11 protein-coding genes are annotated in these 12,367 nt (G+C 70.8%); 3 read left to right on the forward strand and 8 right to left on the reverse strand.

Annotated elements, in window-relative coordinates:
• The first annotated feature begins 443 nt into the window (after positions 1-443).
• Together ACWDAK_RS21850 and ACWDAK_RS21855 are read left to right on the forward strand one after the other, a co-directional pair.
• The gene (locus tag ACWDAK_RS21850; RefSeq protein ID WP_344635450.1) at positions 444-1,001 is read left to right on the forward strand and encodes a DoxX family protein; all 558 of its coding nucleotides are present in this window, start codon (positions 444-446) and stop codon (positions 999-1,001) included.
• 260 nt (positions 1,002-1,261) lie between these two features.
• On the forward strand, positions 1,262-2,260 hold the full coding sequence (locus tag ACWDAK_RS21855; RefSeq protein ID WP_427394469.1) for a phospholipase D-like domain-containing protein: 999 nt from the start codon (positions 1,262-1,264) through the stop codon (positions 2,258-2,260).
• A 205-nt stretch (positions 2,261-2,465) separates the two neighbouring features.
• Here the strand turns inward: ACWDAK_RS21855 and ACWDAK_RS21860 are convergent, their stop codons facing one another.
• The 8 genes from ACWDAK_RS21860 to infC form a co-directional block, all read right to left on the reverse strand.
• On the reverse strand, positions 2,466-3,305 hold the full coding sequence (locus ACWDAK_RS21860) for a chitosanase (RefSeq protein ID WP_344635452.1): 840 nt from the start codon (positions 3,303-3,305) through the stop codon (positions 2,466-2,468).
• 354 nt (positions 3,306-3,659) lie between these two features.
• Positions 3,660-6,155 carry a phenylalanine--tRNA ligase subunit beta gene (gene pheT / locus ACWDAK_RS21865; protein ID WP_427394468.1) on the reverse strand — a complete coding sequence of 832 codons (2,496 nt, stop codon included), beginning with the start codon at positions 6,153-6,155 and terminating at the stop codon, positions 3,660-3,662.
• Positions 6,155-7,276 carry a phenylalanine--tRNA ligase subunit alpha gene (gene pheS / locus ACWDAK_RS21870; RefSeq protein WP_344635454.1) on the reverse strand — a complete coding sequence of 374 codons (1,122 nt, stop codon included), beginning with the start codon at positions 7,274-7,276 and terminating at the stop codon, positions 6,155-6,157. The genes pheT and pheS overlap by 1 nt, the downstream gene beginning before the upstream one ends.
• A gap of 354 nt (positions 7,277-7,630) precedes the next feature.
• The gene (locus tag ACWDAK_RS21875) at positions 7,631-8,743 is read right to left on the reverse strand and encodes a sensor histidine kinase (RefSeq protein WP_344635455.1); all 1,113 of its coding nucleotides are present in this window, start codon (positions 8,741-8,743) and stop codon (positions 7,631-7,633) included.
• A gap of 143 nt (positions 8,744-8,886) precedes the next feature.
• Entirely contained in the window at positions 8,887-9,753 is an 867-nt protein-coding gene (locus ACWDAK_RS21880; RefSeq protein WP_344635456.1) for a TrmH family RNA methyltransferase, read from the reverse strand.
• 139 nt (positions 9,754-9,892) lie between these two features.
• On the reverse strand, positions 9,893-10,279 hold the full coding sequence (gene rplT / locus ACWDAK_RS21885; RefSeq protein WP_344635457.1) for a 50S ribosomal protein L20: 387 nt from the start codon (positions 10,277-10,279) through the stop codon (positions 9,893-9,895).
• Between the two features lie 114 nt (positions 10,280-10,393).
• Positions 10,394-10,588: a 50S ribosomal protein L35 gene (gene rpmI / locus ACWDAK_RS21890; protein WP_030286227.1), complete on the reverse strand. Its 195-nt coding sequence runs from the start codon at positions 10,586-10,588 to the stop codon at positions 10,394-10,396.
• Between the two features lie 148 nt (positions 10,589-10,736).
• Complete coding sequence (gene infC, locus ACWDAK_RS21895) at positions 10,737-11,441, reverse strand: translation initiation factor IF-3 (protein ID WP_344635707.1); 705 nt, start codon at positions 11,439-11,441, stop codon at positions 10,737-10,739.
• 521 nt (positions 11,442-11,962) lie between these two features.
• On the opposite strand from infC, the gene ACWDAK_RS21900 reads away from it, so the two are divergent.
• A complete protein-coding gene (locus ACWDAK_RS21900; RefSeq protein WP_344635458.1) occupies positions 11,963-12,331 on the forward strand; it encodes a DUF1844 domain-containing protein in 369 nt (122 codons plus the stop codon).
• Positions 12,332-12,367 lie beyond the last annotated feature (36 nt).

Raw genomic sequence — 12,367 nt, forward strand, 5'->3', positions numbered from 1 at the left:
ACCGCACGCTGAGCAGCGGAACGAGTCCTCCCCCGCGATCGTCTCGGGAGGACGAGGAGCCGCCGCACGCCGCTCCCCGGCGCCGTCTCGAACGGTGGACGCGGATCCATTCGACCGCAGGTCCGACCGCGGCCGCCACGACTGCACCGCGAGCACCCGACCACTTCCCTCCAGCACACCCCACCTGCCGCCCGGCCCGGCCCCCCGGTCCGGGCGGCAGTGCTCTCGGCGCCGGGCGGCGGTGATCCCGGCCCGGGGCAGCGGCACTTCAACCCCCACCCCGGGCGTAGGAGACAGATAAAGATCTTGCGCGACAGATGATCTGACTGACCGCCACCTCCGAGCCCGCACCACAAGGGATTTGTTCGAATTTGAATCATCGGATACGGTCGAACCTCCCCTCGGTTCAAATTTGAATCACTCCCCGAGCGATGGAGACACGCATGCCGAACCCGACTGCCCCCGCTTCCGCCGCCCGCACCGACCGGGAGACCGACTGGAGGTCGTCCACCTCCCCGCACGCACACGACATCGGACTGCTGCTGATCCGGCTCGCCCTGGGCCTGACCATGGCGGCGCACGGCAGCCAGAAGCTGCTCGGCTGGTTCGGCGGCGGCGGTATCGACGGCACTGCCGCCTTCTTCACGGCGAGCGGCTACCCGGCCGGCAAGGTGATGGCGGTGGTGGCCGGCCTCACCGAGACCCTCGGCGGACTCGGCCTGGCCGCGGGTCTGCTCACCCCGCTCGCCGGCGCGGCGCTGGTGGGCACGATGGTCAACGCGCTCGCGGTCATCTGGGGCGGCGGGTTCTTCGCGCCGAAGGGCGTCGAGTACGAGCTGCTGCTGACGGCCGCCGCTGCCGGAATAGCCCTGACCGGCCCCGGTCGGATCGCCCTCGACCGGTTCCTGCCGGTGGTCCGCTCGCACCGGCTGGCGTACGGCGCCGCGGCCGTGGTGCTCGGTCTGGTCACCGCTTCGGTCGTCCTTCTGCTGCGCAAGTAACCTGAACCTCAAGCTTCCTGACGGCCGCCCGGAGCCAACTCGGGCGGCCGTCGGCGACTTTGGGGAACCGATGGGTCGAGACTCCGCCCGGCCGCCTTGCTAAAGGAATCCCCAAAAGCGCGAACCTGTCGTGCCGTCAGAAATTAACCTCCCGCATCTACCCGCGTAAACTCCGGCGCCCCCACCATTGGCTGAGCACCATCAAAGGCCCACCCCCACCGCCAGGGGTCCATCCCCCTTTCCCGGAGCCGGAGTTCACCATGTCCAGACTCGGTCTCGCCCGTCGGTCCTGCGCCGTCGCCGGTACCGCACTGCTGTCCGCGATAGCCCTGCTCACGGGCGCCGGCCAGGCACCCGCCGCGACGGGCACGTACTCGCTGCTCACCTTCCCGGACCAGGACCACAGCGCGGTCTACAGCTTCATCAACTCGGCCACCACCTCGGTCGACGTGACCATGTACGAGCTGCGCGACACCACCGCGGTGACCGCGCTGGTGAACCGGAAGAAGGCCGGGGTGAAGGTCCGGGTGATCCTGGACGCCAAGCACACCTCGGTGAACGGCTCGGCCTACTCCGCGCTCAAGGCGGCGGGCGTCGGCGTGACGTACTCCTCCTCGGCGTACGTCTACACGCACCAGAAGACGGTCACGGTGGACGGCAGCAAGTCCCTGATCCTGACCGGGAATCTGGACGCCACCTACTACTCCTCCAGCCGTGACTACGGCGTCTTCGACAGCGACTCGGCCGATGTCGCGGCGATCGAGCAGGTCTTCAACGCGGACTACGCCAAGACCTCCGTCACCCCGGCCGACGGTGACGACCTGGTCTGGTCCCCCACCGACTCGGAGAGCCGGCTGCTCGACCTGATCAACGGCGCCCAGCACTCCCTGGACGTCGAGGAGCTGGAGTTCGGCGACGCCGACCTGGTGAACGCGATCGTGGCGGCCGAGCAGCGCGGGGTGACCGTACGGGTGGTCGGCATGGACCCGAGCAGCTACGGGAGCAACTTCGACCAGGTGACGGCCGCCGGCGGCTCGGTGGTCACGTACTCCTCCACCACCGGTCTGTACATCCACGCCAAGGCCATCGTCGCGGACTACGGCACCGACACCGCCGAGGTCTTCGCCGGTTCGGAGAACTTCTCCGACAACTCGCTCAACAGCAACCGCGAACTCGGCCTGATCGTCAACGCCCCGGCCGTGCTCGACGGCATCGAGAAGACCTTCGCGACCGACTTCGCCAACGGCACGCCGTACTAGGCGGGCAGGCCGCAGACCGGCTGATCCATGACCGGTCTCGCTCTCTCTCCTCCGGATCGGAGGACACGAGGAGGGGCAGAACGACGGTCATTGCTCCGGCTGCGCGCTGATGCGTTGAACACTGCCCCGACTCAGACAGAACCCGGGTGGGCCGATGAATCATCATCAGCCCACCCGACTTGTACGCCTCTTCACCCGGTCCCGCTCAGCTGTTGATGCTGTACGGGTCGCCGTAGACCTTCCACTTCAGCGGCGGGTTGAGGTCGAAGTTCCTGGCGTTCAGGAAGACCCGCTGCTCGGTGTCGACCCGACTGGTGTCGCTGTGCGCCTCCTCCTTCTTCATGACGGCCTTGCGGACGTCCAGGAAGGCGTTGAGGTAGGTGGCCTCGTCACCACCCTGGGCGGGCGTCCTGGCCTTCTTCATGGCGGCGGCGCGGATGCCGCCGAAGCTGTCCGAGTCGGTGCCGGGACCGTGCATCACGATGGCGTCGTAGTAGACGAACTGGCCGAGCGCGCGCAGCCCGTCCGACTTGGCCTGGTTGACCGCGGGGTTGAAGTAGACCCGGTCGCGCTCGTCGTTCTGCGCCTGCTGGAAGACCGGGTCCTTGGCGGCGGTGGCCCAGTCCTTGGTGAACGGGGTGCCGAGGCCGGCGTGCGACTCCGAGCCGTTGACCTTCTTCAGCGCGGGCAGGTACTTGGCGAGGACGTTGTCGTGCTTCAGGTCCGTGTAGTGCTGGACCAGTTCGAGCATGTCACCGGTCCCGGAGCAGAAGCCGATGATCCCCGCGGTGTAGCCGCGGCCGTCGTGGATGTCCTCGATGTACTTGTACTGGGCCTTCCAGTCCAGCGAGGAGTTCTCGGCACTGGACACCAGCTGCATGGCGATGTCCTTCTTGTGCGGGTCGTCCAGGCCGGCCCCGGCCTTCACGGCGGAGGTGGCCGCGGGGGTGGCCGCGTGTCCGACTCCGGCGGTGGCGAGCGATGCGGGTATCACGGCAAGCGCGACTGCGAGGGCGATGCGGCCGACCCGGTGCTGCGAGTGCATATGACGCTCCGTCTTCTGTCGCCGGGCACAGGGATGCCCGAGGAGTGGGCGGTCAGGAAACTTTCCTAACGATCCTGACGCAGACGATTAACGCAGACCGACATGGACACCACAAGAGGCCCGACGCATCCGATTCGGACCTGCCGCCACCCGAAGCCCGCCCCAACTGCCGACGCCGCACGAGGAGTTCGCAGGCCACACCCGCTTCGGCCGGGTCGCCGGTCGGGCCGGCCCGGGACAGCCGAGTCATCCGGAGAAGCCCTGGCCACCCCAGGTACACCCGAGCCGCCCCGGGAACGCCGAAGGGCCCCCGGAGCCGGAGCTCCGGGGGCCCTTCGGGGCACCGTCAGTACGTCACGCGCCGCGCAGCACCGCGCCGGTGCGGGCCGCGGCGGCCGCCACGGCGGACTCGCGTGCGGCCGAGGCCTCGTCGGCGGTCAGCGTGCGGTCGGTGGCACGGAAGCGCAGCGAGTACGCCAACGACTTCTTGCCCTCGCCCGCCTGCTCGCCGGTGAAGACGTCGAACAGCCGGATGGACTCCAGCAGTTCACCCGCACCCTCGCGCAGCGCGGCCTCCACCTCGGCGGCCGGGACGGCGGAGTCCACGATCAGGGCGACGTCCTGGGTGGCCACCGGGTACGAGGACACGGTGGGGCCGCTCACCCGCTGCGCGCCGTCGGCGAACAGCAGGTCCAGGTCGAGCTCCATCACGCTGGTGCGCTCGGGCAGGTTCAGCGCCTTGATGACCCGCGGGTGCAGCTCACCCGCGTAGCCCACCACCCGGTCGCCGACCGCGAGTTCGGCGCAGCGGCCCGGGTGCCAGGGGGCGAGCTGGGACTGACGGACCGTCAACTCGACGTTGGCCGCGCGGGCCACCGTGCGAGCGGCCTCGATCGCGTCCGCCCAGCAGGAGGCACCGCCCTTGCCCCACCAGCCGGACGGCAGCCGCTCGCCCGCGAGGGCGACCGCGACCCGGCGCGGCTGGTTCGGCAGCGCGGCGTCCAGCGCCGCCAGCTCCTCCTCGACCGGACGGCGGTCGACCGGCAGGCGCGGGGCGATCTTCTGCTCCGCCTTGGGCAGGAAGACCGTTCCCGTCTCGAACAGCGCCAGGTCGGTGTTGCCCCGGCCGACGTTGCGGCGCAGCGCGCCGAGCAGGCCCGGCACCAGCGAGGTCCGCAGCGACGGCTCCTCGTCGTTGAGCGGGTTGACCAGCTTGACCGTGCGGCGGCGCTCGTCGTCCGCCTCCAGGCCGAGCGCGTCCAGCAGGCTCTCGCCGATGAACGGGTAGTTGATCACCTCGACGTAGCCGGCCCCGGCCAGCGCCACGCCGGTGCGGCGGTGGAAGCGCTGCACCTCGGTCAGCCCGCGGCCCGGCGGGACGGTGGGCATCCGGGCGGGCACGTTGTCGTAGCCCTCGAGCCGGATGACCTCCTCCGCGAGGTCGTACGGGTCGGTGAGGTCGGGGCGCCAGGTCGGCGGGGTGACCTCGAGGACGTCCGCGCCGATCACGGTGCAGCCGATCTCCTGCAGGCGCCGGGTGACGGTCTCGCGGCCGTACTCGGTGCCCGCGACCCGGTCCGGCAGGTCGGCGGCGATCTGGATGGTGCGCAGCGGGTGCGGGGCGGCGATGTCGGTGACACCGGCCTCGGCGGTGCCGCCGGCGATCAGGACCAGCAGGTCCACCGCGCGCTGGGCGGCGGCGCGGGCGGCGTCCGGGTCGACACCGCGCTCGAAGCGCTTGGACGCCTCGGAGGGCAGCTTGTGCCGCTTGGCGGTACGGGCGACCGAGATCGGGTCGAAGTGCGCCGCCTCGATGATCACCTCGGTGGTGCCCGGGCCCGCGGCCGGGTCGAGGATCTCGGTGGAAGCGCCGCCCATGACCCCGGCCAGGCCGATCGGCCCGGAGTTGTCGCAGATCAGCACGTCCTCGACGGACAGCTTGCGCTCGACGCCGTCCAGCGTGGTGAGCTTCTCGCCCTCTTCCGCGCGGCGGACCAGGATCGGCCCGTTCACCCGCTCGCGGTCGTAGGCGTGCAGCGGCTGGCCGACCTCCAGCATCACGTAGTTGGTGATGTCGACGGTCAGCGAGATCGGGCGGATGCCCGACTTCTGCAGCCGGCGCTGCAGCCAGATCGGCGACTGCGCGCTCGGGTCGACGCCGGCGACGGTGCGGGCGACGAAGCGGTCGCAGCCGGCCGGGTCGGCGACCTTGACCGGGTAGCCGTCGGCGTTGGCCGGGGGCACGTCCAGCAGCGCCGGATCGGCCAGCGGCAGCCCGTACGCGGCGGCGGCCTCGCGGGCCACACCGCGCATGGACAGGCAGTAGCCGCGGTCCGGGGTGACGGCGATGTCCAGCACCTCGTCGACCAGCTGGAGCAGCTCGATGGCGTCGGTGCCGGGCTCGAGGTGCGACTCCAGTACCAGGATGCCGCCGTGGTCGTCGCCCATGCCGAGTTCGCGGGTGGAGCAGATCATGCCGGCCGAGGTGTGGCCGTAGGTCTGCCGCGCGGCGATCGGGAAGGGGCCGGGCAGCACCGCGCCCGGGAGCACGACCACGACCTTGTCGCCGACGGCGAAGTTGGTCGCACCGCAGACGATCTCCTGCGGCTCGCCGGTGCCGTTGGCGTCGCCGACGTTGACGAAGCAGTGCCGGATCGGCTTCTTGAAGCCGGCCAGCTCCTCGATCGAGAGCACCTCGCCGACCACGATCGGACCCTTGAGGTCGGCGCCGAGCTGTTCGACGGTCTCGACCTCGAGGCCGGCGCGGACCAGTCGGGCCGCGACGTCGCGGCCGGTCTCACCCGCCGGAAGGTCGACGTACTCGCGCAGCCAGGAAAGCGGGACGCGCATCAGATCTCCATCCCGAACGGGAGGGTGAAGCGGACGTCACCCTCGACCATGTCGCGCATGTCGGCGACGTTGTGACGATTCATCAGGATTCGCTCCAGGCCCAGGCCGAAGGCGAACCCGCTGTAGCGGTCCGGGTCGACACCGCAGGCGACCAGGACGCGCGGGTTGACCACGCCGCAGCCGCCGAGCTCGATCCAGCCCTCGGAGGAGCAGGTGCGGCAGGGGCGCTCCGGGTTGCCGACGCTGGCACCCAGGCAGACGAAGCACTGCAGGTCCACCTCGGCGCTCGGCTCGGTGAACGGGAAGTACGACGGCCGCCAGCGCAGCTCGAGGTCGCCGCCGATCAGCGTCGCGACCAGGTGCTCGATGGTGCCCTTCAGGTCGGCGAAGGTGATGCCCTCGTCCACCGCGAGACCCTCGACCTGGCGGAAGACCGGGGTGTGGGTGGCGTCCAGCTCGTCGGTGCGGTAGACGCGGCCGGGGCTGATCGCGTACAGCGGGAGCTCGCGGTCGAGCATGGTGCGGATCTGCACCGGGGAGGTCTGGGTGCGCAGGACCACACCGGAGTCCGCCGAGCCGTCCGGGGCCTGGACGAAGAAGGTGTCCTGCATCGAGCGGGCCGGGTGGTCCTCGTGCAGGTTGAGGGCGTCGAAGTTGAGCCACTCGGCCTCGACCTCGGGGCCGGAGGCGACCTCGTAGCCCATGGCCACGAAGGTGTCCTCGATCCGCTCGGCCATGGTGGTCAGCGGGTGGCGGGCGCCGCGCGGGTTACGGGCGTACGGCAGGGTGACGTCCACCGCCTCCTCGACCAGCACCCGGGCGTCGCGCTCCGCCTCCAGCTCGGCCTGGCGCTTGGCCAGGGCCTGGTTGACGGCGCCACGGGCCTGGCCGATCAGCTTGCCCGCCGCGGCCTTGGCGTGCGGCGGCAGCGCGCCGATCTCACGGTTGGCGAGCGAGAGCGGCGAGCGGTCGCCGGTGTGCGCGACCTTCGCCTCCTTGAGCTGCGCCAGGTCGCCGGCCGCGGCGAACGCGGCGATCGCCCCGTCCCTGGCCTGCTCCACCACCTCGGGCTTCAATGCCTCGACCTCTACCGGGTCGTACGACTTGTTGGGTGCCGACATCGCTATCTTTCCCGTGCTCCTGCTCGTGAAGTGAAGGGGTCCGTCTCGCCCTTGCGCTACGCCCGGCGTGGCCGGGGCACGGGCAGCCGCTCCCGCCACTGTCAGGAAGGGTGTCCGCGGCGCGGCCGCGCAGGGCGTCCCACAACGCCAAAGGTCGAGTGTAGTCGCAGCGCGTAGCGCCCCAGGGGCGCGGGAGGCGCCGGGCACCATCGCGCGGGTCCCGGACACCCGCGCACCGGCACCGATCGGTGGGCGCGGGGAACCGTCCGGGAGACCGGTCGGAAGGTGCTCGGCCGCTCGCGCACCGCCCCGATGGGCACGCCCGCCTGCCTTCGCCGCCCGCCGGGCGGGACTTCAGAGCATGAAGTCCGGCACTCCGGCGGGCAGGATAAATCGGAACCGGGCGCCACCGCCGGGCGCGCGGCTGATCCTGATGGTGCCGCCGTGGGCCTCGACGATGCCCTTGACGATGTAGAGGCCGAGGCCGGTGCCGCCGCGCTTGGAGCCGCGCCAGAAGCGGGTGAAGACGCGCGGCATGGACTCCTCCGGAATGCCGGTGCCCTCGTCGCTCACGGTGACCGCGGTCCCTTCGATGACTCGGCCCTCGGGGGCCCTGGGCGGGGTGCCGGGACGCTCCCGGCCTGTCGCCTCGACCAGTTCCTTGGCGGGCGCCACCTCGATCGTGACAGTTCCCTCGCCGTGCCGCACCGCATTTTCCAGCAGGTTGGCCAGCACCTGGTCGATCTTGTCGGGATCGGCCCAGAGCTGGGTGAGCGGCTCGGTGACCCTGATGTCGAAGCGGTCGGCCGGGATCCCGGCAGCCACCTTGCCGTCCACGTGCCGCCGCACCGCCGCCGCCAGGTCCACCACCTGTTTGTGGATCTCCAGCCGGCCGGCGTCGATCCGGGAGATGTCCAGGAGTTCGGCGATCAGGCGGGTGACCCGGTCCGCGTCGGCGTCGACGGTCTCCAGCATCACCCGCTTCTGCCCGTCGGTGAACCGCTCCCACTTGGCCAGCAGCGTGGCGGTGAAGCCCTTGACGCTGGTGAGCGGGGAGCGCAGCTCGTGCGCCACGGTGGCGATCAGCTCGGCGTGGCTGCGCTCGGTACGGCGGCGCGCCTCGGTGCCGCGCAGCGCCACCACCACCCGCCGGACCGGGCCGCGGGGCCGCTCGCGCACATAGCGGGCGGAGACCAGCACCTCTCGGCCGCCGGGCAGCAGCAGGTTCCGCTCGGGCTGGCCGGTGCGGATGGCCAGCCCCCCGTACGGGTCGGTCAGCTGCCACCAGCGGCGGCCGTCCAGGTCCTCCAGCGGGAGCGCTTGCTCCAACGGGGTGCCGACGGCGGCCCGGATCCCGGTGAGCCGGACGGCGGCACGGTTGAAGCAGACCACCTCGCCCGCCGCGTCGGCGATCACCAGTCCGTCCGGCAGGTCGTCCGGGTTCACCTGGGACCCGCTGCCGTCCATGGGTGTCCTCCCCGCTCAGAGCCTCCTGCGCCGATGGCCGCCGTCGCGTGCCCGGCCCCTGCCCGACTGCCCGGCCCACCGTGTGCTGGTGTCGGTGGCACTACCCACCGTGTCCGTTCCCCCACGGCCAGACCCTAGCGCCACTACCCCTGTGCGCGACACCCTCCGGGCGAGCGCTGCGCACGAGCGGAGGCATAGAGGCACACGGCGGCGGCGGTGGCGAGGTTGAGGCTCTCGGCGTGCCCGTGAATGGGCACGCGCACCACCTCGTCGGCGAGTGCGCGGGTCTCCTCCGGCAGACCCCAGGCCTCATTGCCGAACACCCAGGCACCGGGTGCGCCCAGGGTGCCCTCGTCCAGTTCCTGGTCGAGGTCGCGCTCCCCCGCCCCGTCCGCAGCCAGCACCCGTACGCCCGCCTCGCGCAGCCGCTCGACGGCCTCCTCGATCGGCACGCCGGTGGCCACCGGCAGGTGGAACAGGCTGCCCACCGAGGCCCGGACGGCCTTCGGGTTGTACGGGTCCACCGAGGCGTCGGTGAGGATCACCGCGTCGGCCCCGGCGGCGTCGGCGGTGCGCAGCACGGTGCCCGCGTTCCCGGGGTCGCGCACGTGCGCCAGCACGGCGACCAGCTGCGGGCGGGCCCTGAGCACCTCCTCGAACGGGGTGTCGATGAAGCGGCAGAGCGCGACGATGCCCTGCGGGGTGACCGTGTCGCAGATCTCCGCGATCACCTCGTCGGTGGCGGTGAGCACCGGCAGACCGGCCTCCCGGGCCGCGGCGACGATGTCGGCGTGCCGTTCCAGGGCCTGCGGCGTGAGGTAGATCTCGACCACGGCGTGCTCGTCCGAGCCCGCCAGCCGCCCGTACGCGACGGCCTCCCGGACCGCCTGCGGGCCCTCGGCCAGGAAGCGGCGCTCCTTGCTGCGCTGGTTGCGCCGGGCCAGCTTGCGGGCGGCGACGACGCGCGGGGAGCGCAGGGAGGTGAGCAGGGGGATGTCGGTGCTCTGCATGCTCTCGTTCTCTGTGGGCAGCCGCGGGCTGGCGCGGCCGGTGCGGCTCTGCGGGGAACCCTGGGAAGCACTCAGACCCGCAGGCGGCGGGCCTGCGGGTCTGAGCGGATCAGCTACGGTGCCGAAGCTCCGGCCTTGATCAGGCGGCGACCTTGGGGGCGTTGACGTCCTCCGGCAGCGCCTTCTTGGCGACCTCGACCAGCGCGACGAACGCGACCTGGTCGTTGACGGCCAGCTCGGCCAGCATCTTGCGGTCGATCTCGACGCCGGCGGCCTTCAGACCCTGGACGAAGCGGTTGTAGGTGATGCCGTTGGCACGGGCCGCAGCGTTGATGCGCTGGATCCACAGCTGACGGAAGTCGCCCTTGCGCTTCTTACGGTCGTTGAAGTTGTAGACCAGCGAGTGGGTGACCTGCTCCTTGGCCTTGCGGTACAGGCGCGAGCGCTGGCCGCGGTAGCCGCTGGCGCGCTCCAGGATGACCCGGCGCTTCTTGTGGGCGTTGACTGCCCGCTTGACGCGTGCCACTTCATTACTCCTTGGGTTGGACCACGGACTACTTCACGTGGTCCGTCATTCGAATGGGTCGGGAAGGATCAGCTGGCCCCACCGGTCCGCGGTCGCGGCCCGGCAGGAGGGCGATCACTTGCCCAGAAGCTTCTTGATCTTCTTGGCGTCGGCCGGGGCCATCTCGACCGTGCCGGCCAGCTTGCGGGTCAGCGTCGAGGGCTTGTGCTCGAGCAGGTGGCGACGGCCGGCACGCTCGCGCAGCACCTTGCCGGAGCCGCTGATCTTGAAGCGCTTGCTGGCGCCGCTGTGGGTCTTTTGCTTCGGCATGTCGCCGTATCTCCTCGTCGGTCCGCCCACCGCCCGCGCTCCGGGGAACGCGGGCGGTGAACTGGATGGATCACTGGTACGCAGGGCAGGCTGCCCCGGTACCCCGGTGGCCGGTCCGCCCGGACCGCCGTACAGCCCTGGAGGGGGCTCAGGCGTCCTTGGCGGCCTCGGCCGGCTGCTCGACCTCGGCGGCGGCGTCCTCGGCCTCGACCACAACGTCGTCAGCCGCGTCGGCGTCAACGTCGTCAGCCGCGTCGGCGTCGTTGGGACCGATGTTCCGGCCCTGACGCTCGGCCTTGCGGGCGTCCGCTGCGGCACGGGCCTCGGCCATCGCCTCGGTCTTCTTCTTGTGCGGGCCAAGAACCATGATCATGTTACGACCGTCCTGCTTGGCCGAGGACTCGACGAATCCCAGGTCCTGGACGTCGTTCGCGAGCCGCTGCAGCAGTCGGAAGCCCAGCTCGGGGCGGGACTGCTCACGACCGCGGAACATGATCGTGATCTTGACCTTGTCGCCCTGCTTGAGGAACCGGACGACGTGACCCTTCTTGGTGTCGTAGTCGTGCGGGTCGATCTTCGGCCGGAGCTTCATCTCCTTGATGACCGTGTGCGCCTGGTTCTTGCGCGCCTCACGGGCCTTCATGGCCGACTCGTACTTGAACTTGCCGTAGTCCATGAGCTTGCACACCGGCGGCCGAGCGGTCGCCGCGACCTCGACCAGGTCAAGGTCGTACTCCTGCGCAAGCTCCAGCGCCTTGGCAAGCGGCACGATGCCGACCTGCTCGCCGCTGGGACCGACGAGTCGCACCTCGGGGACGCGAATCCGGTCGTTGATGCGGGGCTCGGTGCTGATGGGGCCTCCTCGGTTGCACCTTCTCCGATGCGGCCGTCGGACGGCGGTCGCACGTAGTGGACTCGACCACTGGGCGGGGCTTCATTCGTGCTGCGCTGCTCTGTGGTGCAGGCACCGCGGCACGAAAAAAGCCCCGCTCGGTACACAGGCGGGGCTCCACACAACCGGGGGCGGTGTCCGTCTTCTGGACGGGCACTGCGGCGAGCATCGAACCTTGCGGCCGATGTCGCGGACCGGACCCTCCGACCCTTGAGTCGGACAGGTGGGAGACTTTCGCGGTTGCCCTCTCGGGCCTCCTGAAGTGGAGCCTCCACTTGCTGGCCGGGCAATCCGTAGGGCTGCCTGGCCGGTCAGTCTCGAAGCATACCAGCGTTCAGGGCCCGGCAGGTATTCCGGGCCCGGTCAAGGGCCGAGTCCATTGCGCTGGTCAGCGCCTCCGCGACCCCTTGTACGCTCCCTGTGTACCCCCGAGTGCCCCGACCGGTCACCGCACGGCCTTTCCCACCACGGAGTGAATCCCCTTGAGCAGCCAGCCCCACGAGCACGATGACGAGACCATCGGCTTCGACGACCTCACCCGCGACATCGCTGAGGTCCCGGCCGTCGAGGTGATCACCACCGTCGCGGTGCACCTGATGAGTGCGGCCGCCGTCAAGTGCGGCCTCGCCGAGGGTGGCGAGAAGGACAAGGACCTGGACGAGGCGCGCAAGCTGATCACCGCGCTGGCCGGCCTGGTCACCGCCGGGGCTCCCGAGATCAGCAACTTCCACGCCGCGCCGCTGCGCGACGGACTGCGCTCGCTGCAGCTGGCCTTCCGCGAGGCCTCCCTGGTCCCGGACGCCCCGGGCGCCGGCCCCGGCGAGAAGTTCACCGGGCCCGTCTACAGCTGACGGAACCCGCTCGGGCCGGCCGGCGTCCCGGGACAC

Source organism: Kitasatospora sp. NPDC001175 (assembly GCF_053598215.1).

Bases quoted from the DNA above. Each gene is read 5' to 3' on its own strand.
- ACWDAK_RS21875 (WP_344635455.1), bottom strand. From the start codon at position 8,743: ATGGACGGCAGCGGGTCCCAGGTGAACCCGGACGACCTGCCGGACGGA.
- rpmI (WP_030286227.1), bottom strand. From the start codon at position 10,588: ATGCCGAAGCAAAAGACCCACAGCGGCGCCAGCAAGCGCTTCAAGATC.
- ACWDAK_RS21860 (WP_344635452.1), bottom strand. From the start codon at position 3,305: ATGCACTCGCAGCACCGGGTCGGCCGCATCGCCCTCGCAGTCGCGCTT.
- ACWDAK_RS21855 (WP_427394469.1), top strand. From the start codon at position 1,262: ATGTCCAGACTCGGTCTCGCCCGTCGGTCCTGCGCCGTCGCCGGTACC.
- ACWDAK_RS21850 (WP_344635450.1), top strand. From the start codon at position 444: ATGCCGAACCCGACTGCCCCCGCTTCCGCCGCCCGCACCGACCGGGAG.
- pheS (WP_344635454.1), bottom strand. From the start codon at position 7,276: ATGTCGGCACCCAACAAGTCGTACGACCCGGTAGAGGTCGAGGCATTG.
- pheT (WP_427394468.1), bottom strand. From the start codon at position 6,155: ATGCGCGTCCCGCTTTCCTGGCTGCGCGAGTACGTCGACCTTCCGGCG.
- ACWDAK_RS21880 (WP_344635456.1), bottom strand. From the start codon at position 9,753: ATGCAGAGCACCGACATCCCCCTGCTCACCTCCCTGCGCTCCCCGCGC.